General features: G+C 61.1%; 30 protein-coding genes. 19 read left to right on the plus strand and 11 right to left on the minus strand.

What is annotated here, in order from left to right; translation table 11 throughout:
* The 4 genes from ACMDB8_RS26115 to pilG form a co-directional block, all read right to left on the minus strand.
* Complete coding sequence (locus ACMDB8_RS26115; RefSeq protein WP_056726502.1) at positions 1-2,061, minus strand: methyl-accepting chemotaxis protein; 2,061 nt, start codon at positions 2,059-2,061, stop codon at positions 1-3.
* Positions 2,062-2,229: 168 nt separating this feature from the next.
* On the minus strand, positions 2,230-2,769 hold the full coding sequence (locus ACMDB8_RS26120) for a chemotaxis protein CheW (RefSeq protein WP_056726501.1): 540 nt from the start codon (positions 2,767-2,769) through the stop codon (positions 2,230-2,232).
* Positions 2,770-2,779: 10 nt separating this feature from the next.
* Positions 2,780-3,145, minus strand: a complete 366-nt coding sequence (pilH, locus tag ACMDB8_RS26125) for a twitching motility response regulator PilH (protein ID WP_007897961.1) — start codon at positions 3,143-3,145, stop codon at positions 2,780-2,782.
* Between the two features lie 57 nt (positions 3,146-3,202).
* Positions 3,203-3,607, minus strand: a complete 405-nt coding sequence (gene pilG / locus ACMDB8_RS26130) for a twitching motility response regulator PilG (protein WP_007987791.1) — start codon at positions 3,605-3,607, stop codon at positions 3,203-3,205.
* A 235-nt stretch (positions 3,608-3,842) separates the two neighbouring features.
* On the opposite strand from pilG, the gene gshB reads away from it, so the two are divergent.
* The 7 genes from gshB (at position 3,843) to ACMDB8_RS26165 (ending at position 9,832) form a co-directional block, all read left to right on the plus strand.
* Positions 3,843-4,796 carry a glutathione synthase gene (gene gshB, locus ACMDB8_RS26135; RefSeq protein WP_056726500.1) on the plus strand — a complete coding sequence of 318 codons (954 nt, stop codon included), beginning with the start codon at positions 3,843-3,845 and terminating at the stop codon, positions 4,794-4,796.
* A 64-nt stretch (positions 4,797-4,860) separates the two neighbouring features.
* Positions 4,861-5,760: an energy transducer TonB gene (locus ACMDB8_RS26140; RefSeq protein ID WP_056726499.1), complete on the plus strand. Its 900-nt coding sequence runs from the start codon at positions 4,861-4,863 to the stop codon at positions 5,758-5,760.
* A 180-nt stretch (positions 5,761-5,940) separates the two neighbouring features.
* The gene (locus ACMDB8_RS26145; RefSeq protein ID WP_056726498.1) at positions 5,941-6,513 is read left to right on the plus strand and encodes a YqgE/AlgH family protein; all 573 of its coding nucleotides are present in this window, start codon (positions 5,941-5,943) and stop codon (positions 6,511-6,513) included.
* The gene (gene ruvX, locus ACMDB8_RS26150; RefSeq protein WP_056726497.1) at positions 6,513-6,950 is read left to right on the plus strand and encodes a Holliday junction resolvase RuvX; all 438 of its coding nucleotides are present in this window, start codon (positions 6,513-6,515) and stop codon (positions 6,948-6,950) included. The genes ACMDB8_RS26145 and ruvX overlap by 1 nt, the downstream gene beginning before the upstream one ends.
* A gap of 78 nt (positions 6,951-7,028) precedes the next feature.
* On the plus strand, positions 7,029-7,532 hold the full coding sequence (pyrR, locus tag ACMDB8_RS26155) for a bifunctional pyr operon transcriptional regulator/uracil phosphoribosyltransferase PyrR (protein WP_056726496.1): 504 nt from the start codon (positions 7,029-7,031) through the stop codon (positions 7,530-7,532).
* Positions 7,533-7,559: 27 nt separating this feature from the next.
* On the plus strand, positions 7,560-8,564 hold the full coding sequence (locus ACMDB8_RS26160) for an aspartate carbamoyltransferase catalytic subunit (protein WP_056726495.1): 1,005 nt from the start codon (positions 7,560-7,562) through the stop codon (positions 8,562-8,564).
* A complete protein-coding gene (locus ACMDB8_RS26165) occupies positions 8,561-9,832 on the plus strand; it encodes a dihydroorotase (RefSeq protein WP_056726494.1) in 1,272 nt (423 codons plus the stop codon). The genes ACMDB8_RS26160 and ACMDB8_RS26165 overlap by 4 nt, the downstream gene beginning before the upstream one ends.
* Positions 9,833-9,931: 99 nt before the next feature.
* Here ACMDB8_RS26165 and ACMDB8_RS26170 read toward each other — a convergent pair whose 3' ends face one another.
* Positions 9,932-10,360, minus strand: coding sequence for an NINE protein (locus tag ACMDB8_RS26170; protein WP_056726493.1), 429 nt, complete (start codon positions 10,358-10,360; stop codon positions 9,932-9,934).
* Positions 10,361-10,611: 251 nt separating this feature from the next.
* On the opposite strand from ACMDB8_RS26170, the gene ACMDB8_RS26175 reads away from it, so the two are divergent.
* Positions 10,612-11,232: a C40 family peptidase gene (locus tag ACMDB8_RS26175; RefSeq protein ID WP_056726492.1), complete on the plus strand. Its 621-nt coding sequence runs from the start codon at positions 10,612-10,614 to the stop codon at positions 11,230-11,232.
* Positions 11,233-11,336: 104 nt separating this feature from the next.
* Here ACMDB8_RS26175 and ACMDB8_RS26180 read toward each other — a convergent pair whose 3' ends face one another.
* The gene (locus ACMDB8_RS26180) at positions 11,337-12,371 is read right to left on the minus strand and encodes a type IV pilus twitching motility protein PilT (RefSeq protein WP_056726491.1); all 1,035 of its coding nucleotides are present in this window, start codon (positions 12,369-12,371) and stop codon (positions 11,337-11,339) included.
* 56 nt (positions 12,372-12,427) lie between these two features.
* On the opposite strand from ACMDB8_RS26180, the gene ACMDB8_RS26185 reads away from it, so the two are divergent.
* The 10 genes from ACMDB8_RS26185 (at position 12,428) to ACMDB8_RS26230 (ending at position 19,408) form a co-directional block, all read left to right on the plus strand.
* Entirely contained in the window at positions 12,428-13,114 is a 687-nt protein-coding gene (locus ACMDB8_RS26185) for a YggS family pyridoxal phosphate-dependent enzyme (protein ID WP_056726490.1), read from the plus strand.
* A 35-nt stretch (positions 13,115-13,149) separates the two neighbouring features.
* A complete protein-coding gene (gene proC, locus ACMDB8_RS26190; RefSeq protein WP_056726489.1) occupies positions 13,150-13,968 on the plus strand; it encodes a pyrroline-5-carboxylate reductase in 819 nt (272 codons plus the stop codon).
* A 10-nt stretch (positions 13,969-13,978) separates the two neighbouring features.
* Positions 13,979-14,569 carry a YggT family protein gene (locus ACMDB8_RS26195; RefSeq protein WP_056726488.1) on the plus strand — a complete coding sequence of 197 codons (591 nt, stop codon included), beginning with the start codon at positions 13,979-13,981 and terminating at the stop codon, positions 14,567-14,569.
* A 4-nt stretch (positions 14,570-14,573) separates the two neighbouring features.
* The gene (locus ACMDB8_RS26200) at positions 14,574-14,867 is read left to right on the plus strand and encodes a DUF167 domain-containing protein (RefSeq protein WP_056726487.1); all 294 of its coding nucleotides are present in this window, start codon (positions 14,574-14,576) and stop codon (positions 14,865-14,867) included.
* Between the two features lie 184 nt (positions 14,868-15,051).
* On the plus strand, positions 15,052-16,191 hold the full coding sequence (metX, locus tag ACMDB8_RS26205) for a homoserine O-succinyltransferase MetX (RefSeq protein ID WP_056726486.1): 1,140 nt from the start codon (positions 15,052-15,054) through the stop codon (positions 16,189-16,191).
* 7 nt (positions 16,192-16,198) lie between these two features.
* On the plus strand, positions 16,199-16,819 hold the full coding sequence (gene metW / locus ACMDB8_RS26210) for a methionine biosynthesis protein MetW (RefSeq protein ID WP_056726485.1): 621 nt from the start codon (positions 16,199-16,201) through the stop codon (positions 16,817-16,819).
* A gap of 26 nt (positions 16,820-16,845) precedes the next feature.
* The gene (locus ACMDB8_RS26215) at positions 16,846-17,280 is read left to right on the plus strand and encodes a DUF4426 domain-containing protein (protein ID WP_056726484.1); all 435 of its coding nucleotides are present in this window, start codon (positions 16,846-16,848) and stop codon (positions 17,278-17,280) included.
* Entirely contained in the window at positions 17,277-17,873 is a 597-nt protein-coding gene (gene rdgB, locus ACMDB8_RS26220) for an RdgB/HAM1 family non-canonical purine NTP pyrophosphatase (protein WP_409078152.1), read from the plus strand. The genes ACMDB8_RS26215 and rdgB overlap by 4 nt, the downstream gene beginning before the upstream one ends.
* The gene (hemW, locus tag ACMDB8_RS26225; RefSeq protein WP_409078153.1) at positions 17,870-19,075 is read left to right on the plus strand and encodes a radical SAM family heme chaperone HemW; all 1,206 of its coding nucleotides are present in this window, start codon (positions 17,870-17,872) and stop codon (positions 19,073-19,075) included. Before rdgB ends, hemW begins: the two co-directional genes overlap by 4 nt.
* Positions 19,076-19,084: 9 nt before the next feature.
* Positions 19,085-19,408 (plus strand): DUF3392 domain-containing protein, encoded by a 324-nt coding sequence (locus ACMDB8_RS26230; RefSeq protein ID WP_007987827.1) that lies wholly within the window; start codon positions 19,085-19,087, stop codon positions 19,406-19,408.
* Positions 19,409-19,539: 131 nt separating this feature from the next.
* Here ACMDB8_RS26230 and trmB read toward each other — a convergent pair whose 3' ends face one another.
* The 4 genes from trmB to ACMDB8_RS26250 all read right to left on the minus strand — a co-directional run bounded on the left by trmB (position 19,540) and on the right by ACMDB8_RS26250 (position 21,792).
* Positions 19,540-20,265, minus strand: a complete 726-nt coding sequence (trmB, locus tag ACMDB8_RS26235; protein ID WP_056726481.1) for a tRNA (guanosine(46)-N7)-methyltransferase TrmB — start codon at positions 20,263-20,265, stop codon at positions 19,540-19,542.
* 9 nt (positions 20,266-20,274) lie between these two features.
* Positions 20,275-21,069, minus strand: coding sequence for a thiazole synthase (locus ACMDB8_RS26240; protein ID WP_007975390.1), 795 nt, complete (start codon positions 21,067-21,069; stop codon positions 20,275-20,277).
* Between the two features lie 60 nt (positions 21,070-21,129).
* Positions 21,130-21,330, minus strand: coding sequence for a sulfur carrier protein ThiS (gene thiS / locus ACMDB8_RS26245; protein WP_167394879.1), 201 nt, complete (start codon positions 21,328-21,330; stop codon positions 21,130-21,132).
* Between the two features lie 90 nt (positions 21,331-21,420).
* Complete coding sequence (locus ACMDB8_RS26250) at positions 21,421-21,792, minus strand: DUF423 domain-containing protein (protein WP_056726480.1); 372 nt, start codon at positions 21,790-21,792, stop codon at positions 21,421-21,423.
* 74 nt (positions 21,793-21,866) lie between these two features.
* On the opposite strand from ACMDB8_RS26250, the gene mtgA reads away from it, so the two are divergent.
* Complete coding sequence (mtgA, locus tag ACMDB8_RS26255) at positions 21,867-22,589, plus strand: monofunctional biosynthetic peptidoglycan transglycosylase (RefSeq protein ID WP_056726479.1); 723 nt, start codon at positions 21,867-21,869, stop codon at positions 22,587-22,589.
* A gap of 147 nt (positions 22,590-22,736) precedes the next feature.
* Here the strand turns inward: mtgA and rpoH are convergent, their stop codons facing one another.
* Complete coding sequence (gene rpoH, locus ACMDB8_RS26260) at positions 22,737-23,591, minus strand: RNA polymerase sigma factor RpoH (protein ID WP_007975386.1); 855 nt, start codon at positions 23,589-23,591, stop codon at positions 22,737-22,739.
* Positions 23,592-23,598 lie beyond the last annotated feature (7 nt).

The following is a 23,598-nucleotide window of genomic DNA, read 5'->3' on the forward strand; positions in this document are numbered from 1 at the left end:
TCAAGCTTTGTCCACAACCTGCGCCTTGGCATCCGGCAAGGTGAAGCCGGACACCGAACGACGCAACTGACTGGCCATTTTCGCCAGGTTACCGATGCTATCAGCCGTGGCGGTGGAGCCCGACGACGTCTGCGAGGTGATCTGCTGGATCACGTTCATCGTCAGGGAGATCTGACCGGCCGACGACGTCTGCTGTTGCGCCGCATTGGAAATACTCTGGATCAACGCCGCAAGTGTCTTGGAGACGCCTTCGATTTCTTCCAGGGCCACACCGGCATCCTGCGCCAGACGAGCGCCACGCACCACTTCGGTCGTCGTTTGCTCCATGGAGATGACCGCTTCGTTGGTATCGGTCTGGATCGCCCGCACCAGGGTTTCGATCTGCCGGGTGGCGGCGGACGAGCGTTCGGCCAGGCGCTGCACTTCATCGGCGACCACAGCGAAACCGCGACCGGCGTCACCGGCCATGGACGCCTGGATGGCCGCGTTGAGGGCCAGGATGTTGGTCTGATCGGCAATATCATCGATCAGGCTGACAATGTCGCCGATTTCCTGTGAGGATTCGCCCAGGCGCTTGATGCGTTTGGCGGTGTCCTGAATCTGTTCGCGAATGTTGTCCATGCCGTGGATGGTGTTGTGCACCACCTCGTTGCCCTTGTTGGCGATTTCCACCGAGCGTTCGGCAACCGCCGAGGATTCCGCCGCGTTGGCCGACACCTGGTCGATGGACTCGGCCATGTCGTTGATCGCCATGGAGGCCTCGGAAATTTGCTGGGCCTGGTGCTCCGACGCCTGGGCCAGGTGCATGGCGGTCGCCTGGGTTTCCTGCACGGCGGCGGCCACCTGGCCGGCGGTGAGGTTGATGGTCGCGACCAGATCGCGCAACTGGTCGACGGAGTAATTGATCGAGTCGGCGATGGTGCCGGTAAAGTCTTCGGTCACCGAGGCCGTCACCGTGAGGTCGCCGTCGGCCAGGTCTTCGATTTCGTCGAGCAGACGCATGATCGCGTTCTGGTTACGCTCGTTTTTCTCGGCGGTTTCACGCAACTGACGATTGGTTTCGCGCACCATCACCATGCCGATCAGGATGATCGAAGCCAGCGCCAACAAGCCCAGCACATAACCGCCAATGGTGTCGGTGGTACGCCCGCCGACCATGTTTTCGAACCCGCTGGCCAGGTGTGAGGCTTCGTCGAGCAGGGTTTGCGACAGACTGAAAATGTTCGAGGCCGATTCGCGGACCTTGAACAGTTCAGGCGAGGTTTCGAGGATCTCGTCCACCGAGCCCGAGACGAACTCGAACAGCTCGGAGATTTCCGCGAGTCGAGCACGGGCGTCGCGGTCTTCGACCTGGCTGACCTTGAGCGCAGGGTCGCCCTGGAGCATGCCGTTGAGCACTTTGCCGAACTGCGTCGCGTCGCGTCCGAACGCATCGGCTGCCTGTTGTGAATTTTCGTCGCCGGCCAACACCGTATTGACCGCGCCGAGGATCCGCTCGGCCAGCAGCGACTGACGCTGGGCCATGGCCACCTGGGCCGCCGGGGCGCCCCGTTGCAGGAGAGTCTCGACGACTTTCTCGTACTCGACCTGCAGCTGCGGCACGGTTTCGGCCAGGGTCGCGGCGACCTGATGCAGCGACAGTACGGTTTGCTCGCTGGACAGAATCGCGTCGGTGTTTTTCAGCAGGCGTTCCCAGTCCTGTTGCACCGCGCGCATCTCTGGACGCACAGTGGCGGGCGCCGGCGGCAGGCCGGTGGCCGGGTCGCCCTTCTTCAGATAACCCCAGCGCCGGGCAAAATCGTTGCGCGCATCGCTGAGCAACTTGAACGCGGCCGCCTTGCCGGCGGCGGCTTCGGTGGCGTTCTTGGCGATACGCTGGGACAGCACGCGCAGTTCGCCAGCGTGGCCGATGTACTGTTTGTCGTAGATAGCCTGGGTGTTGAGGTACGCGAAGTTGGCGAACAGCAGCATGATGAAGACGATCAGCGCGATGAACAGCACGATAATCTGCGACCGGCTGCGCGACCCTTCCATTGGCTTGCCTGCTTTTGCTTTTATCATCGGTCCTCGCCTGTTAACCAACTTCTGCGCTTACCCGAGACCCTGTGGGAGCGGGCTTGCTCGCGAAAGCGGTAGATCAGCCAATAGCAATGTCGAATGGACTGCCGCCTTCGCGAGCAAGTCGGATCGCCGCACCGCCGCTCCCACATTGGATCTCTGTTGTTCCGGTTACACCGCGACGTTCATGAACCCCTGGGACTGCGTCAACGCAAACGGGCTGAACACCTGCCAGCACTGCTCGCGCTGAAACCGGCCTTTGACGAACGCCGCCACCGGGCCCTTCAACTCGTCCGTCGGCACTGGCTCCAGGCTGTCCTGGGCAAAGTGCTGGAGGCCGAAGACTTCATCGACCAGCAACCCGGCAAACACCTCTTCATGTTCCACCACCAACACCCGCCGCTGCCGGCGCGCCGCCGAAAGCTCGTGCCCGAAGAAACCGCACAAATCCATGACCGGCAACAAACGCCCGCGCAGGTTGGCGACACCCTTGACCCAAGGCTTGACCCCCGGCAACTGAGTGGAGCGCGGCTCGTGCAGGACTTCGCTGACTTCGCTCATGGGCGCGACATACCAGTGTTCGCCCAGGCGAAAACCAATGCCGCTCCAGCTGTCCCGCCGGGCAGGCTGGGACGGCAGGTCCGCCGCCAGCAGACGACAGCGCTGGTCGATTTGCAGCAGCAGTTCGAAAGCCGTCAGCGACTCGTTCATGACCCGACGATCAACCGGCCAGCACGTTATTCAGGGTCTTGATCAGGGTGTCTTCATCGACCGGCTTGGTCAGGTAGTCCTTGGCACCCTGGCGCGTGCCCCAGACCTTGTCGGTTTCCTGATCCTTGGTGGTGATGATGATCACCGGGATGTGCCCGGTTTCCGGGTCCTTGGTCAGTTGGCGGGTGGCCTGGAAGCCGTTGAGGCCGGGCATGACGATGTCCATCAGCACCGCATCGGGCTTTTCCTGGCGGGCCAGGGCCACGCCGTCGGCGCCGTTTTCGGCTTTCAATACTTCATGACCGTGCTTTTCCAGCATGCCGGTCAGTTTGTACATTTCGGTCGGCGAATCATCGACGATCAGAATACGTGCCATGGTTTTCCCCATTCTTGTCGACGCCGGGCCCGATGGCCGAGCGTCACTGTGCGTGTCCTACTGCGGCAAAACGGCGGCGAAGCCAGGAACATGGGCCTGGATCGCATCAAGCAATTCTTCCTTGCTGAACGGCTTGGTCAAAAACTGGTCGGAGCCGACGATGCGCCCCTTGGCCTTGTCAAACAGCCCGTCCTTGGACGACAGCATAATCACAGGCGTGGACTTGAACGCGCTGTTGTTCTTGATCAGGGCGCAGGTCTGATAGCCATCAAGGCGCGGCATCATGATGTCGACAAAGATGATGCCGGGGTGGTTGTCGGCAATCTTGGCCAGGGCATCAAAACCGTCGATGGCCGTGATGACCTCACAACCCACGTTCTTGAGCAGTGTTTCGGCGGTGCGACGGATCGTCTTCGAATCGTCGATCACCATGACCTTCAAGGCGCTGGGGTGCTGTTCCATAAAATGCTCTACCGTCGCCTTTGCGAAACAAATTGTCCGTTTGCCGGTTAACGCGGCTCGAAACCCTTGATGCTCAAGGGCCGGCACGACATGGCAGCCTTTTTAGCACAGTCTCCAGAACCAATCTATCGGACGACCCGCAAGGTGGTTTTTCCTTGACCGGGAACACACTCAGCGCCACTCTGACGCCACTTTTTTCATACCGATCCGGTAGCCAATTTTCGAGGAAAACCCAATGAGCGTTCGCGTCGGGATTGTCATGGACCCTATCGCCAGCATTTCCTATAAAAAGGATAGCTCGCTGGCCATGCTGCTGGCCGCGCAGAAGCGTGGCTGGGAATTGTTCTATATGGAACAGCGCGACCTGTATCAGGGCGAAGGCCAGGCCCGGGCCCGGATGCGTCCGCTGCAGGTTTTCGCCAACCCGGAAAAATGGTTCGAACTGGGCGCCGAAAGCGACGCGCTGCTGAGCGATCTGGACGTGATCCTGATGCGCAAGGATCCGCCGTTCGACATGGAGTTCGTCTACTCCACCTATTTGCTGGAGCAGGCCGAGCGCGCTGGCGTGCTGGTGGTCAACAAGCCGCAAAGCCTGCGTGACTGCAACGAAAAGCTGTTTGCCACGTTGTTCCCGCAGTGCACACCGCCGACTATCGTCAGCCGTCGTCCTGACGTGCTGCGCGAATTCGCCGACCATCATGGCGATGTGATCCTCAAGCCGCTGGACGGCATGGGCGGCTCTTCGATCTTCCGCCACACCGCAGGGCATCCGAACCTGTCGGTGATCCTCGAAACCCTGACCCTGCATGGTCAACAGCAAATCATGATCCAGGGTTACCTGCCGGCCATCGTCGATGGCGACAAGCGCATCCTGATGATCGACGGCGAGCCCGTGGATTACTGCCTGGCGCGAATTCCCGCGGCGGGCGAAACCCGTGGCAACCTGGCCGCCGGTGGCCGTGGCGAAGCGCGCCCACTGACCGACAAGGACCGCTGGATCGCCGCGCAAGTCGGCCCGACCCTGCGTGAAAAAGGCCTGTTGTTCGTTGGCCTGGACGTGATCGGCGAACACCTGACCGAAATCAACGTCACCAGCCCGACCTGCATTCGCGAGATCGATAATGCGTTTGGCACTGACATCGGCGGCATGCTGATGGATGCCATCGATCAGAAGCTCAAGGCACGTTGATTAGCCAAACCAACATTGCGTTATCATGCGCGGCCTGTGAAAACGCGATGTTGGTTTCCTTGTCATGACACTCCCGTCCGATCTGCCTGCCGAACTCGCCCACCGTGGCGTGCGCCCGGCTGATCGCCTCGGTTTTACCCTGTTTCTGGCGGCGCTGATCCACCTGGCCTTGCTGTTGGGTGTCGGGTTTGCAGTGGTCGAGCCCAAGCAGATCAGCAAAACCCTGGAAATCACCCTCGCCACCTTCAAGAGCGAAAAGAAGCCCGAGAAAGCCGATTTCCTGGCTCAGGAGAATCAGCAAGGCAGCGGCACCCTGGATAAAAAGGCGATTCCCAAGACCACCGAGGTCGCGCCGTTCCAGGACAACAAGGTGCAAAAGGTCACGCCACCGCCGGCCGCCAAGCCTGAAATTCAGGAAGCCCCGCCCAAGGCTGCCGTGACCACCGTGGCGCCGAAGCCGAAAAAGGCCCCCGCCAAAACCGAGGAACCCAAGACCGAGGTCAAGCCCCAGGTCCAGGCGCCGACCTTCGACAGCGAGCAACTGTCCAGCGACATCGCCAGCCTCGAAGCGGAACTGGCCGCCGAACAACAGTTGTACGCCAAGCGCCCGCGCATCCACCGCTTGAGCGCGGCATCGACCATGCGCGACAAGGGCGCCTGGTACAAGGACGAATGGCGCAAGAAGGTCGAGCGCATCGGCAACCTCAACTACCCCGATGAAGCGCGGCGCAAACAGATCTACGGTAACTTGCGCCTGATGGTGTCGATCAACCGCGACGGTTCGCTGTATGAAGTGCTGGTGCTGGAGTCTTCGGGCCAACCGCTGCTGGACCAGGCAGCGCAACGGATTGTGCGGCTGGCAGCGCCGTTTGCACCGTTTACCGGGGATTTGTCGGATATCGACCGGCTGGAGATCATCCGCACCTGGAAATTTGCCCGCGGGGATCGACTTTCCAGCAACTGATCACCGCAAATCCCCTGTGGGAGCGGGCTTGCTCGCGAATGCGGTCAGTCATTCAATATAGATGTCGACTGACACGACCCCTTCGCGAGCAAGCCCGCTCCCACATTTGATCCGTGTCGACAGCCAAATTACGGCATCCCCAGCTTGTCAGTTCGCCCCTCGAACGCCACACTAGCGGTCATGAAAAACGTCAGCCCCAGCTACCTCAAGCATCAATTCCTGATCGCCATGCCACACATGGCCGACCCGAACTTTGCGCACACATTGACCTACATCGTCGAGCACACGGCCAATGGCGCCATGGGGCTGGTGGTCAACCGTCCGCAAGATCTGAGCCTGGCCGATATCCTTGAGCAATTGCGCCCGGAAATCGAACCGCCAGCGCTCTGCCAGCATGTGCCGATCTTCATCGGTGGCCCGGTGCAGACCGATCGCGGTTTCGTCCTTCACCCCAAAGGCCTGAGCTTCCAGGCGACCGTTGATCTGGAAGACGAACTGGCCCTGTCAACCTCCCAGGACGTGCTGTTCGCCATCGCTGACGGCGTCGGCCCGGCAAAAAGCCTGATTGCCCTCGGCTATGCCGGTTGGGAAGCCGGGCAGCTTGAAGCCGAACTGGCGCAAAACGCCTGGCTGACCTGCCCGTTTGACGCGGACATCCTGTTCAATACCAGCAGTGAGTTGCGCCTGGAGGCGGCGGCCAGGCACCTGGGCGTCAACCTCAGCCTGCTGACCAGCCAGGCGGGGCACGCTTGATGGCCCTGAAGCTGATTCTGGGTTTTGACTACGGCACCAAACAGATCGGCGTCGCGGTCGGCCAGGTGATTACCGGCCAGGCCCGCGAGCTGTGCACCCTGAAAGCGCAGAACGGCATTCCCGACTGGAACCAGGTCGAAGCCCTCATCAAAGAGTGGAAACCCGATGCCGTGGTGGTCGGCCTGCCGTTGAATATGGACGGCACACCCAGTGACATGTGCGCCCGCGCGGAAAAGTTCGCCCGGCGCCTGAACGGCCGCTTCAATCTGCCCTTCTATACCCACGATGAACGCCTGACTACCTTCGAGGCCAAGGGCGAACGCCTGGCTCGCGGCGGCCAGAAAGGCAGTTACCGCGACAACCCGGTCGACGCCATCGCCGCCGCCCTGCTGCTGCAAGGCTGGCTCGACGAAAACACCGCACTGTTTGAATCCTGAAGAGCCGCTGTCCGTCTCTCTTAGCTACAACCCGAGCCACTCCCGCACAGGCTGGCCCGGGCCAAAGAAGGAGCAACCATGAGCCTGCCCAATCCCGCCGAACTGATCAGCCAGATGGCGATCCGACTTGACGCCTATCTGGCCAAACGAGGCATCAGCGACCCGCGCTTCATCGGCATCCGTACCGGTGGTGTCTGGGTGGCCCAGGCCCTGCTCAAGGAGCTGGGCAGCAATGAGCCCCTCGGCACCCTGGACGTGTCCTTCTACCGCGACGACTTCAGCCAGAACGGCTTGCACCCACAGGTTCGCCCTTCGGCGCTGCCGTTCGAGATCGAAGGCCAGCACCTGGTGCTGATCGACGACGTGCTGATGAGCGGCCGGACCATCCGCGCCGCCATGAACGAACTGTTCGACTACGGCCGCCCGGCCAGCGTGACGCTGGTGTGCCTGCTGGACCTGGACGCCGGCGAACTGCCGATCCGCCCGAACGTGGTTGGCGCGACCCTGTCGCTGGCGGCCCACGAACGGGTGAAGCTGTCCGGCCCGGAACTTGCGCTCGAACTGCAAGACCTCGCCCTTTAATTCGCCCTATTGAGAGTCCCCCTCGCGATGACGCCTCTAGAAACCAAGCGCCCGCTGCAACTCAATGATCAGGGCCAGTTGCGCCACTTCCTCTCGCTCGACGGTTTGCGCCGCGAGCTGTTGACGGAAATTCTCGACACCGCCGACTCCTTCCTTGAAGTCGGCGCCCGGGCCGTGAAGAAAGTCCCGTTGCTGCGCGGCAAGACCGTGTGCAACGTGTTCTTCGAAAACTCGACCCGCACCCGCACCACCTTCGAACTGGCGGCCCAGCGGCTCTCGGCGGACGTGATCACCCTGAACGTGTCGACATCGTCGGCGAGCAAGGGCGAAACGCTGCTCGATACCCTGCGCAACCTGGAAGCCATGGCCGCCGACATGTTCGTCGTGCGTCACGGTGATTCCGGCGCAGCGCACTTCATCGCCGAACATGTCTGCCCGCAAGTGGCGATCATCAACGGCGGTGACGGCCGGCACGCGCACCCGACCCAGGGCATGCTCGACATGCTGACCATCCGCCGGCACAAGGGCGGCTTCGAAAACCTTTCGGTGGCCATCGTCGGCGACATCCTGCACTCGCGGGTTGCGCGCTCGAACATGCTGGCCCTGAAAACCCTGGGCTGCCCGGACATCCGCGTGATCGCGCCGAAAACCTTGCTGCCGATCGGCATCGAGCAGTACGGCGTGAAGGTCTACACCGACATGACCGAAGGCCTCAAAGACGTCGACGTGGTGATCATGCTGCGCCTGCAGCGTGAACGCATGACCGGCGGCCTGTTGCCGAGCGAAGGCGAGTTCTATCGCCTGTTCGGGCTGACTACCGCGCGCCTGGCCGGGGCCAAACCCGATTGCATCGTCATGCACCCGGGGCCGATCAACCGTGGGGTGGAAATCGAGTCGGCGGTGGCCGATGGCCCGCACTCGGTGATCCTCAACCAAGTGACCTACGGGATCGCCATTCGTATGGCCGTATTGTCCATGGCCATGAGCGGGCAGACTGCGCAGCGCCAATTCGACCAGGAGAACGTTCAGTGAAGCTCAGCATTCTCGGCGCACGCGTCATCGACCCGGCCAGCGGCCTGGATCAAATCACCGATATCCATATTGAAGCCTGCAAGATCGTCGCCCTTGGCGCCGCGCCGGCCGGTTTTGTCGCAGTCGACACCATCGACGCCAAAGGCCTGGTGGCCGCTCCCGGCCTGGTCGACCTCAACGTTGCCCTGCGCGAGCCAGGCTACAGCCGCAAAGGCTCGATTGTCAGCGAAACCCGCGCGGCGGCGGCTGGCGGCGTGACCAGCCTGTGCTGCCCGCCAAAGACCAAACCGGTGCTGGACACCTCGGCGGTGGCCGAGCTGATCCTCGACCGCGCCCGTGAGGCCGGCAACACCAAAGTCTTCCCGATTGGCGCCCTGAGCAAAGGCCTGGACGGTGAGCAACTGGCAGAGCTCGTGGCACTGCGCGACGCCGGCTGCGTGGCCTTCGGCAACGGCCTGGAGAGTTTCCGCAACACCCGCACCCTGTGCCGGGCACTGGACTATGCAGCGACTTTCGACCTGACGGTGATTTTCAACTCCCAGGATTACGACCTGGCCGAAGGTGGCCTGGCTCACGAAGGTCCGACCGCCAGCTTCCTGGGCTTGCCGGGCATCCCGGAAAGCGCCGAAACCGTCGCCCTGGCCCGGGATCTGCTGCTGGTTGAACAGACCGGCGTGCGCGCGCACTTCAGCCAGCTCACCAGCACCCGCGGCGTGGAGCTGATCGCCCAGGCCCAGGCCCGAGGCCTGAAGGTGACCGCGGATGTCGCCCTGTACCAGCTGATCCTGACCGACGAAGCCCTGATCGGCTTCAGCAGCCTGTATCACGTCCAGCCGCCGCTACGCACCCGCGCCGACCGCGAGGGCCTGCGCGCTGCGGTGAAATCCGGCGTGATCTCGGCCATCTCCAGTCATCACCAACCCCATGAGCGTGACGCCAAACTGGCACCGTTCGGTGCGACCGAGCCGGGCATCAGCAGCGTTGAACTGCTCTTGCCATTGGCAATGACCCTGGTCGAAGACGGCTTGCTGGACCTGCCGACGTTGCTCAAGCGTCTGAGCGCCGGCCCTGCCGAGGCCTTGCGTCTGCCGGCAGGCAAACTGGCGGTGGGTGGCGCGGCGGACATCGTGCTGTTCGACCCTGCGGCCTCGACCGTGGCGGGTGAACGCTGGCTGTCCAAGGGCGAAAACTGCCCGTTCATTGGCCACAGCCTGCCAGGCGTGGTGCGTTATACCCTGGTGGATGGGCGCATTAGCCACCAGGCTTAAGACTGTGGCGAGGGAGCTTGCTCCCGCTGGGCTGCGCAGCAGACCTGTTTTGGGGTCGCTTCGCGACCCAACGGGAGCAAGCTCCCTCGCCACAACTGACTAAAAGGCGCCGCGATTCTGCGCATTACGCACAGAAACCTGGTCATTCAACGTCCAGAAGTCATACAGCACCCCAAGAAAGAACAACCCGCCGGTCAGCAGGTACAGCAACCCGCTGATCCATTTCCCCTGATACATCCGGTGAACGCCGAACACCCCGAGAAACGTCAGCAGGATCCACGCCACGTTGTATTCGATCGGGCCCGCGGTAAACCGCAGGTCAGCCTCTCGGTCCATCGCCGGAATCAGGAAAAGGTCGATCAGCCAACCGATCCCCAGCAAGCCGAAGGTGAAGAACCAGATCGTCCCGGTCACCGGCCTGCCGTAATAGAAGCGGTGAGCACCGGTAAAACCGAAAATCCACAGCAGGTAACCGATCACTTTGCTGTGGGTGTCTTGCTGCTGGACAGCCTGTTGATAGGGGTTCATGAATGACCTCGATTCACACGATAGATAAATATTCTTTAATTCTTTGTGACTTTTTTACAGGCACCCGACGTATGGCAAGTGCTACCTTCGCACCTGTCAAAGCCTTGTAACACCGGACTCCTGTCCGACAATGGCGCCATTTTGCTGCTTTTTTGCCACCATTGCCCCCCTTATTGAATCGACCAACGGCCTCGGAAGCGGGAAAAAAGCTGTTATAAAGTTGCGCGCTAACTTATTAAGAGCCTTGCCTAATGCGTTCATTTTTCAAGACATGGCTAACCATTTGCCTTTTGATGCCACTGGCCGCCCACGCCACCAATCGTGAGCAACGTCTTCCAAACGTTAATGGTTACACCCCGAAATCCCATGCCTCTGCTCCTTCGAGCAAAGACAAGAAATCCGCTAAATACGCTCCAAGCCTGGCCAGCAGCAAAAGCGGCCTGGTTCCACCGATGGGCACCAAGGAAAGCAGCGACGTGCTGAGCCGCGCCGTGAACGTCCTTGGCACTCCCTATCGTTGGGGCGGCAGCAGCCCAAGCAAAGGCTTCGATTGCAGCGGCCTGGTGAAATACGCGTTCAACGACGCCACGTTCGACCTGCCACGCACCTCCAACGCCATGGCCAGCGGTCATGGGGAGAAAGTCGATCGCGACGACCTGAAGCCGGGCGACCTGATTTTCTTCAACATCAAGAGCCGTCGGGTCAATCATGTTGCCATTTACCTGGGCAACGACCGTTTCATCCACGCGCCACGCCGCGGCAAGTCGGTGTCCATCGACACCTTGAAGAAGCCGTACTGGGAAAACCACTACGTAGTTGCCAAGCGGGTTCTGCCGAAAGAACAAAATGCGTTGCGGGTTGTTCAGCGCTGATTGAAGCAAGATCAAAGGCTCGCAGCCTTCGGCAGCTCCTACATGGAATCGCATATTCCTGTGTAGGACCTGCCGAAGGCTGCGATCCTTTGCTTTCAGGGTCATCAAAAACCATCCGGTGACCGCGCCTTCTCCCGCGCATGATCACGACTGACCAACCCCTTGGTCACCAGATCCTTCAGGCTCATATCCAGCGTCTGCATCCCCAGCGACCCTCCCGACTGAATCGCCGAGTACATCTGCGCCACCTTGTCCTCGCGGATCAGGTTCCGGATCGCCGATGTCCCCAGCATGATCTCGTGTGCCGCGATGCGTCCGCCGCCGATTTTCTTCACCAGGGTCTGGGATACCACCGCCAGCAGCGACTCGGAGAGCATAGAACGCACCATCGACTTCTCGTCCCCCGGAAACACGTCGACCACCCGGTCGATGGTTTTCGCCGCCGACGTGGTGTGCAGCGTGCCGAACACCAGATGGCCGGTTTCGGCTGCGGTCAACGCCAGGCGAATGGTCTCCTGATCGCGCATCTCCCCCACCAGGATCACATCCGGGTCTTCCCGGAGTGCCGAACGCAACGCGGTGGCGAAACTACGGGTATCGCGATGGACTTCACGCTGATTGATCAGGCATTTGCGCGACTCGTGAACAAACTCGATGGGGTCCTCAATGGTGAGAATGTGGTGATGACGATGGGTATTGAGGTAATCGATCATCGCTGCCAGCGTGGTGGACTTGCCGGAACCGGTCGGGCCGGTCACCAGCACCAGGCCACGGGGAGCGTCGGTCATCTTGCGAAACACGTCGCCCATGCCCAGTTCGTCCATACTCTGCACTTTCGCCGGGATGGTGCGAAACACGGCGCCCGCGCCACGGTTCTGGTTGAACACATTGACCCGAAAGCGCGCCACGCCGGGCACTTCAAAGGAAAAATCGGTTTCCAGATGCTTTTCGAAGTCCGCCCGCTGGGTGTCATTCATGATGGCATGGATCAGCGCCTGCACCTGCTGGTGGTCCATGGCCGGCAGGTTGATGCGCCGCACATCGCCATCCACCCGAATCATCGGTGGCAGGCCCGCGGACAGATGCAGGTCGGATGCCCCCTGTTTGGCGCTGAATGCCAGCAGCTCAGTGATATCCATAGCGCCTCTCAATTCCAGTAGAATGCCGCGAACCTTCAGACCGCTGGCGCCTCTTGATGTCCACCATAGCAGACAACATTCTTCAGGTTAGTTCGCGCATACATGCCGCAACACTTGCCGCGAACCGCGCCGAAAACAGCGTCCGGTTGCTGGCTGTGAGCAAGACCAAACCCGCTCAGGACCTGCGTGAAGCCTACGCTGCCGGCCTGCGCGACTTTGGCGAGAACTACTTGCAGGAAGCGCTGGGCAAACAGCTGGAACTGGCCGACCTGCCCTTGATCTGGCACTTCATCGGCCCCATTCAATCGAACAAGACTCGCGCTATCGCCGAGCACTTCGACTGGGTGCATTCCGTGGATCGCCTGAAAATTGCACAACGCCTGTCCGAACAACGTCCCGCCGATCTGCCGCCCCTGAACATCTGCATTCAGGTCAATGTCAGCGGTGAAGCCAGCAAATCCGGCTGCACCCCGGCCGACCTGCCAGCCTTGGCCAACGCCATCAGTAACCTGCCGCGCCTGAAACTGCGCGGATTGATGGCCATTCCGGAGCCGACTGAAGATCGCGCCGCCCAGGATGCCTCTTTCGCGGCCGTGCAAAGCCTGCAAGCCAGCCTGAACCTGCCGCTCGACACACTTTCCATGGGTATGAGCCACGATCTCGAATCGGCCATCGCCCAAGGCGCCACTTGGGTGCGGATCGGCACCGCCCTGTTTGGCGCCCGCGACTACGGTCAGCCTTGAAAAATGGCTGACTCCTCTCTTTATAAGGACCTGACATGAGCAAGACACGTATTGCCTTTATCGGTGCCGGCAACATGGCCGCCAGCCTGATCGGCGGCCTGCGGGCCAAGGGTCTGGAAGCAGCGCAGATCCGCGCCAGCGATCCGGGCGAAGAAACCCGCGCCCGCGTGAGCGCTGAACACGGCATCGAAACCTTTGCCGACAACGCCCAGGCCATCGATGGCGCCAACGTGGTCGTGCTGGCGGTCAAGCCGCAGGCGATGAAAGCCGTGTGCGAAGCCATTCGCCCAAGCCTCAAGCCCGATCAACTGGTGGTTTCGATTGCAGCGGGCATCACCTGCGCCAGCATGAACAACTGGCTCGGCGCCCAGCCGATCGTGCGCTGCATGCCCAACACCCCGGCGCTGGTGCGTCAGGGCGCGAGCGGCCTGTTTGCGACAGCCGAGGTGTCCGCCGAACAACGTCAGCAGGCCCAGGAGTTGCTGTCCGCGGTCGGCATCGCCCTATGGCTGAATGAAGAACAGCAACTGGATGCCGTCACCGCCGTTTCCGGCTCGGGCCCGGCGTACTTCTTCCTGCTGATCGAAGCCATGACCGCCGCCGGCGTGAAGCTCGGCCTGCCGGCGGACATCGCCGCGCAGCTGACCCTGCAAACCGCCCTGGGCGCCGCACACATGGCGGTCTCCAGCGACGTCGACGCAGCCGAGCTGCGCCGCCGCGTCACCTCGCCTGCGGGCACCACGGAAGCTGCAATCAAGTCGTTCCAGGCCAATGGCTTTGAAGCCCTGGTCGAAAAAGCACTCGGCGCTGCCGCGCATCGCTCGGCCGAGATGGCCGAACAACTGGGTCAATAAGGAGCTTTTCATGATTGGATTGAACACCGCAGCGGTCTACGTGCTGCAAACCCTCGGCAGCCTGTACCTGCTGATCGTGCTGATGCGCTTCGTGCTGCAACTGGTGCGGGCGAACTTCTACAACCCGATCTGCCAGTTCATCGTCAAGGCCACTCAGCCACTGCTCAAGCCACTGCGCCGGATCATCCCGAGCGTGTTCGGCCTGGACATGTCCTCGCTGGTGCTGGCGATCCTGGTGCAACTGGCGCTGATGGCCCTGACCCTGCTGCTGACCTACGGCACCACCGGCAACCCGCTGCAACTGCTGATCTGGTCGATCATCGGGGTGACCGCGCTGTTCATGAAGATTTTCTTCTTCGCCCTGATCATCAGCGTGATCCTGTCCTGGGTCGCCCCGGGCAGCCATAACCCCGGCGCCGAACTGGTGAACGACGTCTGCGAACCGGCCCTGGCGCCGTTCCGCAAGTTCCTGCCGAACCTGGGCGGTCTGGACCTGTCGCCGATCTTTGCGTTCCTGGCACTCAAGCTGTTCGACATGCTGGTGATCAACAACCTCGCCGCCATGACCATGATGCCGGAAATCCTCCGCGTGTTGATCTGACCCGGTGAGCTGGTTTCGCTGGGACGGTGACGACCTGATTCTGGAGTGTCACCTGCAACCGGCAGCCCGTAGCGATGACTTCTGCGGGCTGCACGGCGATCGCCTGAAGATCCGCCTGACCGCGCCGCCGGTCGAGGGCAAGGCAAACGCGTATCTGATGGCGTTCCTGGCCAAGGCCTTTGGCGTATCCAAGAGCCAGGTCAGCCTGCTCAGCGGCGAGTTGAACCGGCAGAAACGGGTGCGGATCTGTTCGCCGAAGAAGCTGCCGGACTTGCCTGATCTGGTGCGTCCAGCCTGATCCACCGAGTCGCCTCATTCGCGAGCAAGCCCGCTCCCACATTGGAATGCGTCCCCCTGTGGGAGCGGGCTTGCTCGCGAATGGTGCACCTCAGTCTTACTGAATGAAATCAGGCCCGGCCTTTGCTTGCCGCTTACCCCAGCGGTCTTTAGACTTACGCCTCATTTCAATGAGAGCAGGGTCGATGCCAGCTGCCTTCCCCCCCGATTCTGTTGGTCTGGTGACGCCGCAAGTGGCGCACTTCAGCGAACCCCTGGCATTGGCCTGCGGCCGTTCGCTCCCGGCCTATGACCTGATTTACGAAACCTACGGCACGCTCAATGCCACGGCGAGCAACGCCGTGCTGATCTGCCACGCCCTGTCCGGTCACCACCACGCCGCCGGCTACCACAGCGTCGACGACCGCAAGCCCGGTTGGTGGGACAGCTGCATCGGTCCCGGCAAGCCGATCGACACCAGCAAGTTCTTCGTGGTCAGCCTGAACAACCTCGGCGGCTGCAACGGCTCCACCGGCCCGAGCAGCATCAACCCGGACACCGGCAAGCCGTTCGGCGCCGACTTCCCGGTGTTAACCGTCGAGGATTGGGTGCACAGCCAGGCCCGCCTGGCCGATCGCCTCGGCATCGCCCAGTTCGCGGCCGTGATCGGCGGCAGCCTCGGCGGCATGCAGGCGATGCAATGGAGCATCACCTACCCTGACCGCATCCGTCACTGCCTGGCCATCGCCTCGGCGCCCAAGCTGTCGGCACAGAACATCGCGTTCAACGAAGTGGCGCGCCAGGCGATCCTCACCGACCCTGAATTCCACGGCGGCTCGTTCCAGGAACACAACGTGATCCCCAAGCGCGGCCTGATGCTGGCGCGGATGGTCGGGCATATCACCTACCTGTCCGACGACTCCATGGGCGAGAAATTCGGCCGCGGGCTCAAGAGCGAGAAGCTCAACTACGACTTCCACAGCGTCGAGTTCCAGGTGGAAAGCTACCTGCGCTATCAGGGCGAAGAGTTCTCCGGACGCTTCGATGCCAACACGTACCTGTTGATGACCAAAGCGCTCGATTACTTCGATCCGGCAGCGAACTTCGACGATAACCTGGCGAAAACCTTTGAAGGTGCAAAAGCCAGGTTCTGCGTAATGTCGTTCACCACCGACTGGCGCTTCTCCCCTGCCCGCTCGCGGGAGCTGGTGGACGCACTGATGGCCGCGCGCAAGGACGTCTGCTACCTCGAGATCGACGCTCCGCAAGGCCACGACGCCTTCCTGATTCCGATCCCGCGCTACCTGCAGGCATTCGGCAATTACATGAACCGCATTACGTTGTGAGAAAGCCATGAGAGCTGATCTGGAAATCATCCAGGAATGGATCCCCGCCGGCAGCCGCGTGCTCGACCTCGGGTGCGGCGATGGCGAGCTGCTGACCTGGCTGCGCGATAACAAGCAAGTCACCGGTTATGGCCTGGAAAACGACGCCGACAACATCGCCGAGTGCGTGGCCAAGGGCATCAACGTCATCGAACAGGACCTGGACAAGGGCCTGGGCAACTTTGCCAGCAACAGTTTCGATGTCGTGGTCATGACCCAGGCGCTGCAAGCGGTGCACTACCCGGACAGGATCCTCGAGGAAATGCTGCGCGTCGGCCGTCAGTGCATCATCACTTTCCCGAATTTCGGTCATTGGCGCTGCCGCTGGTACCTGGCGAGCAAGGGCCGCATGCCGGTTTCCGAGTTCCTGCCGTACACCTGGTACAACACGCCGAACATTCACTTCTGCACCTTCGCGGACTTTGAAGCCTTGTGTCGCGAACGTGAAGCGAAGGTCATTGATCGGCTTGCCGTGGATCAACAGCATCGGCACGGGTGGGCCAGCAAGCTATGGCCTAATCTGTTAGGTGAGATCGGTATCTACCGGGTCAGCAGCCCGGGACTTTCCGATCACAAGGTCGCAGTCTGATCCACCCTATTTCAAGGAGAACGATCATGGGTCGTCTAGCGTTGTTTCTACTCACTGCCTGCCTGAGCATCACCGCCATGGCCGCCGACGCCATCAAGAGCGAACGCAAGGAAACCTTCGGTGACGTGACGGTGCACTACAACACCTTCAACTCCACCTACCTGCTACCGGACGTTGCCAAGGCCGCCCAACTGACTCGCAGCAAGGATCAGGGCGTGATCAACATTACAGTGATCAAGGCCGGCACGCCGATGACGGCCGAGGTCAGCGGCACCGTCAAAGACCTGACCAGCCAAAGCTATACACTGAACTTCAAGCAGGTCACCGAGCAAGGAGCGATCTACTACATCGCCCAATACCCGGTACCCCAGCAGGAAGTCCGCACCTTCAACATCAAGGTGCAGACCGGCGACAAGATAAACACCATCAATTTCAACCAAGAGCTCTTCCCTGGCCAATGATCAACTTCACGCAACTCGTACTGGCCAGCCATAACGCCGGCAAACTCAAGGAACTCCAGGCCATGCTCGGCGAGTCGGTGCATCTGCGCTCAATCGGCGAGTTCAGCAGTGTCGAGCCCGAAGAGACTGGTTTGTCGTTCGTCGAAAACGCCATCCTCAAGGCCCGCAATGCCGCGCGCATTTCCGGCCTGCCGGCGTTGGCCGACGATTCCGGGCTGGCGGTGGATTTCCTTGGCGGCGCGCCAGGCATCTACTCGGCGCGTTATGCCGACGGCAAGGGCGATGCGGCGAACAACGCCAAGCTGCTCGACGCATTGAAAGACGTGCCTGAAGCCGAGCGCGGTGCGCAGTTCGTGTGCGTGCTGGCACTGGTGCGCCACGCCGATGATCCATTGCCGATTCTCTGCGAAGGTTTGTGGCACGGGCGAATCCTGACCCAGGCCAGCGGCGAACACGGCTTTGGCTACGACCCGCTGTTCTGGGTGCCGGAGCGCGATTGCTCCAGCGCCGAGCTGAGCCCGGGCGACAAGAACCAGATCAGCCACCGCGCCCGTGCAATGGATCTGCTGCGCCAGCGTCTGGGCTTGAAATGACCCGTGAATCATCCGCGTCGCCGCTGATCTTCGGCGGCGATGCTCAATCGCCTCGGGCAGCCCTGCCTGTGCTGCCGCCACTGGCGCTGTATATCCACATCCCGTGGTGCGTGCGCAAATGCCCTTATTGCGACTTCAACTCCCACACCGCCAGCCCTGTGTTGCCGGAAGAAGAGTACGTCGACGCATTGCTGGCCGATCTCGATCAGGACCTGCACGCCGTTTATGGTCGAGAGCTGAGCTCGATTTTCTTCGGTGGCGGCACGCCAAGCCTGTTCAGTGCTGATTCGCTGGGTCGCTTGCTCAAAGGCATCGAACAACGCATCCCGTTTGCCAGCGACATCGAAATCACGCTGGAAGCCAATCCGGGGACCTTCGAGCAAGACAAGTTCGTCGCGTACCGGAAACTGGGGATCAATCGCCTGTCGATCGGCATCCAGAGCTTCCAGCAAGAGAAGCTCGAGGCCCTGGGGCGGATTCACAACGGCGACGAAGCCGTACGCGCCGCCGGCATGGCGCGACAGGCCGGGTTCGACAACTTCAACCTGGACTTGATGCATGGCTTGCCCAATCAGTCCCTGGACGATGCCTTGGCCGACCTGCGCACAGCCATCGCCCTGAAGCCGACACACCTGTCGTGGTATCAACTGACCCTGGAACCGAACACGGTGTTCTGGAACCAGCCGCCGACGCTGCCGGAAGACGACACGCTGTGGGACATCCAGGAAGCCGGGCAAGCGCTGCTGGCTGAACACGGTTACGCGCAATACGAAGTCTCGGCCTACGCCCTGCCCGGTCGCCCGGCACGGCACAACCTCAATTACTGGAGTTTTGGCGACTTCATTGGCATCGGCGCCGGCGCCCATGGCAAGCTCAGCCATCCGGACGGGCGCATCATTCGCACCTGGAAGACCCGCCTGCCGAAGGATTACCTGAATCCGGCAAAAAGCTTCCAGGCCGGCGAGAAAGCGCTGGGCAACGATGAAATGCCGTTCGAATTCCTGATGAACGCGCTGCGCCTGACTAAAGGCGTCGAATCACGGCTGTACCCGGAACGCACCGGCATGACACTGGAAAGCCTTGCTGAAGGCCGCCGCGAAGCCGAACAAAGCGGCCTGTTGCAGGTCGAACCGTCACGTCTGGTAGCCACCGAACGCGGACAACTCTTCCTCAACGACTTGCTGCAGAAATTTCTGACATAAGGAAATCGAATGGATTTGGTACTCGACCTGCTTGCCACCGTGTCTCGCTGGAGCCGCAGCAACCTCTCGGAAATCGCCCTGGCCCTGGTGGGCTGCCTGCTGGTGCTGTTTGGTGCGGATTTCAAAGGCTGGGTCGAGCAACGCCTGGGCAGCATCGCCGGCGCCTTGCGCGTGCCACTGATGTCCCTGCTGTGCATGATCGGCAGCGGCGCGGCGCTGATCTATGCCACGCCGTGGGTCGTGCGCGGCTTGAGCCAGTTCAACAACTACAGCCTGGCGCCGGTGCTGCTGGTGGTGCTGGTGTTGATTGGCGTTGTGGCAGACCGCCGCTGATCTCAGCCACACCTTAAAACAACTGTGGGAGCGGGCTTGCTCGCGAAAGCGGTGCATCAGACAACATTAATGTCGACTGACACGACGCCTTCGCGAGCAAGCCCGCTCCCACAGTTTGTATTGGGTGATGCTTAGGACTGCTTCTCGAACTTCAAATCCCAAACCCCATGCCCAAGACGTTCGCCACGGCGTTCGAACTTGGTGATCGGCCGTTCGGCCGGGCGTGGCACGCACTTGCCGTCTTCGGCGAGGTTGCGGTAACCCGGCGCAACGTTCATCACTTCCAGCATGTACTCGGCGTACGGTTCCCAGTCGGTGGCCATGTGCAGAATGCCGCCGACTTTCAACTTGCTGCGCACCAGCTCAGCGAAGGACGCCTGAACGATACGACGCTTGTGGTGACGGCTCTTGTGCCATGGGTCCGGGAAAAACAGCATCAGGCGATCGAGGCTGTTATCGGCCACGCAACGGTTGAGCACTTCGATGGCATCACAATCGTAGACCCGCAGGTTGGTCAGGCCTTGCGTCAGCACGCCATTGAGCAGCGCCCCGACACCCGGACGGTGAACCTCGACGCCAATGAAATCCTGATCCGGCGAAGCGGCGGCCATTTCCAGCAGCGAATGGCCCATACCGAAACCGATTTCCAGCGAGCGCGGTGCCGAGCGACCGAACACTTGGTCGAAATCCACCGGCGCGTCGGCCAGCGGCAGCACGAACAGCGGAGTGCCCTGCTCCAGGCCCTTTTGCTGGCCTTCGGTCATGCGCCCGGCGCGCATCACGAAGCTCTTGATGCGGCGGTGTTGGCGCTCGTCGCCTTCTTCCGTCTGGATTGGCGTGTCGTTCGATTCAGTCATCAATGGCTCTTACTTGATCAGACCATCCAGCGGCGAAGAGGCGCTGGCATAGAGTTTTTTCGGCATGCGGCCGGCGAGGTAAGCCAGGCGGCCTGCGACGATCGCATGTTTCATGGCTTCAGCCATCATGACCGGCTGCTGGGCGTGGGCGATGGCCGAATTCATCAGCACCGCATCACAACCCAGTTCCATGGCAATGGTAGCGTCGGAAGCAGTACCGACACCGGCATCCACCAGCACCGGGATTTTGGCTTCTTCGAGGATGATCTGCAGGTTGTACGGGTTGCAGATCCCCAGACCAGAGCCGATCAGACCGGCCAGCGGCATCACCGCGATACAGCCGATTTCCGCCAACTGACGGGCGATGATCGGATCATCACTGGTGTAGACCATGACGTCGAAGCCTTCCTTGACCAGCGTTTCGGCGGCCTTGAGGGTTTCGATCACGTTGGGGAACAGGGTTTTCTGGTCGGCCAGCACTTCCAGCTTCACCAGGTTGTGGCCATCGAGCAGCTCACGGGCCAGGCGGCAGGTGCGCACGGCTTCGATGGCGTCGTAGCAACCGGCGGTGTTCGGCAGGAAGGTGTAGCGATCCGGCGACAGCACTTCGAGCAGGTTCGGCTCGCCCTCGATCTGGCCAAGGTTCGTGCGGCGCACGGCGAAGGTAACGATCTCGGCACCCGAGGCTTCGATGGCCAGGCGGGTTTCTTCCATGTCACGGTACTTGCCGGTACCGACCAGCAAACGCGACTGGTAAGTACGACCGGCCAGGACGAAAGGCTTGTCGCTGCGAACGATGCTCATGGGAAATCCTCTGTAGGGGTGAGGTACTTGCTGAATTCTGTGGCCACTGGGCCGAGGCTGCTAGCCGCCGCCGATGGCGTGCACCACTTCGACGTTGTCGCCGTCATTCAATGTGGTGTCTGCATGCTGACTGCGCGGGACGATATCCAGATTGAGTTCGACCGCCACCCGACGTCCGGTCAGGTCCAGACGGGTCAGCAGGGCCGCAACGGTTTCACCGTCGGGCAGTTCAAGGGATTCGCCGTTCAACTGAATGCGCATGCCGGATGCCGCCATCATTTTTAGGGGCTGGCATTCTAGCCCGATCAGTCAGGCCGACCCAAGCCATTCGTCATGAAATGGACCGTTAAGTCAGCTCAGGCGCCAGGCGGCAAGTCCGAGGCAAAACCAGCCCACCAGAAAGGCCAGACCACCGAACGGGGTGATGATGCCGAACTTGCTGATGCCCGTCAGCGTCAATACATACAGGCTACCGGAGAACAGCAGGATACCGATGGCAAACGATGCAGCGGCCCAGGTGGCGAGTCGACCGGGAATTTGCGTGGCCAGCGCTGCAACACCGAGCAACGCCAGGGCGTGCACCAGTTGATAGGTGACGCCAGTGTGGAAGATCGCCAGGTAATCGGCGCTCAGGCGGCTCTTCAGGCCATGGGCGGCAAAGGCCCCGAGGCCGACACCGGTGAAGCCGAAAAAAGCGGCCAGCATCACAAAGCCACGCAGCATGCAGAACTCCAGTCAGTTTCGATTCAAAGGGTCTGTATAATGGCCCGCTCAACGGGTTCGGCCAAGCCATCTCTATGCTGCGTATCTATTTCCGTCATTTCTCCAAGGCCGTGCTCTGGTTCATGGGTGGCAGCGTATTGCTGGTGCTGATCTTTCGCGTGGTGCCGCCGCCGGGGACGACGCTGATGGTCGAGCGCAAGATCGAGTCCTGGTTTGACGGCGAACCCATCGACCTGCAACGGACCTGGAAACCCTGGGACGAGATCTCCGATGACCTGAAAGTCGCGGTGATTGCCGGCGAAGACCAAAAATTCCCGGAGCACTGGGGCTTCGATATCGGCGCGATTCAGGCGGCGTTTGCCCATAACGAGCGCGGCGGTTCGATCCGTGGCGCCAGCACCCTGAGCCAGCAGGTTTCGAAAAATCTGTTCCTGTGGTCTGGCCGCAGCTGGCTGCGCAAAGGCCTGGAAGCCTGGTTCACCGGACTGATCGAAGTGCTCTGGCCCAAGCAGCGAATTCTTGAGGTGTACCTCAACAGCGTCGAGTGGGATGACGGCGTGTTTGGCGCCGAAGCGGCGGCCCGGCATCACTTTGGTGTGAGCGCCAAGAACCTGAGCCGTCAGCAATCGAGCTTGTTGGCTGCGGTATTGCCCAATCCTCGCGTGTGGAGTGCGAGCCATCCGACCGCTTACGTGGCGCGACGTGCAGGCTGGATTCGGCGACAGATGAGCCAACTGGGCGGCGACAGCTATCTGGTCGGGCTGAACGATTCGCGTCGGGCGCCTTGGGCGCAGTAACTGAAAAAATCAAAGATCGCAGCCTTCGGCAGCTCCTACTGGGGTACGCAATCCTATGTAGGAGCTGCCGAAGGCTGCGATCTTTTGAGCCTGAAAACAAAACACCCCGATCAATGACCGGGGCGTTTTTTATTGCCTGCTCGCCGATTACGCAGCGATCGACAACTTGAGCTTGTTCATCGCACTCTTCTCAAGCTGACGAATACGCTCGGCCGACACGTTGTACTTCTGCGCCAGGTCATGCAACGTGGCTTTTTCTTCCGCCAGCCAGCGCTGGTAGAGGATGTCACGGCTGCGGTCGTCCAGCACTTCCAGCGCTTCGTGCAGGTTGTGGTTGGAGTTGTCGCTCCAGTCGGCATCTTCCAGTTGACGGGCCGGGTCGTACCGGTGGTCTTCCAGATAGTTGGCCGGCGACTGGAAAGCACTGTCGTCGTCCGCTTCGGCAGCCGGGTCGAAGGCCATGTCATGGCCGGTCAGGCGGCTTTCCATCTCGCGCACTTCCCGAGGCTCTACACCCAGGCTTTCCGCTACGCGATGGACTTCTTCGTTGTTCAGCCAGGCCAGACGCTTCTTCTGGCTGCGCAGGTTGAAGAACAACTTGCGCTGGGCCTTGGTGGTCGCGACTTTCACGATGCGCCAGTTGCGCAGGATGAACTCGTGGATTTCCGCCTTGATCCAGTGCACGGCAAAGGACACCAGGCGCACGCCCATTTCCGGGTTGAAGCGCTTCACGGCCTTCATCAGGCCGACGTTGCCTTCCTGGATCAGGTCAGCCTGGGCCAGGCCGTAGCCGGAATAGCTACGGGCGATATGTACGACAAAACGCAGGTGGGCGAGCACCATCTGCCGAGCCGCCCCCAAATCCTGCTCATAATAGAGACTCTCGGCCAGTTCACGCTCCTGCTCCGGCGACAGCAATGGAATGCTGTTGACGGTGTGCACATAGGCCTCCAGGTTCGCACCCGGGACCAGAGCATATGCAGGTTGCAAAGAATTGGTCATACGAAAA

The sequence above is a fragment of the Pseudomonas monachiensis genome, from assembly GCF_047345015.1.
GTDB classification, from domain to species: Bacteria; Pseudomonadota; Gammaproteobacteria; order Pseudomonadales; family Pseudomonadaceae; genus Aquipseudomonas; species Aquipseudomonas monachiensis.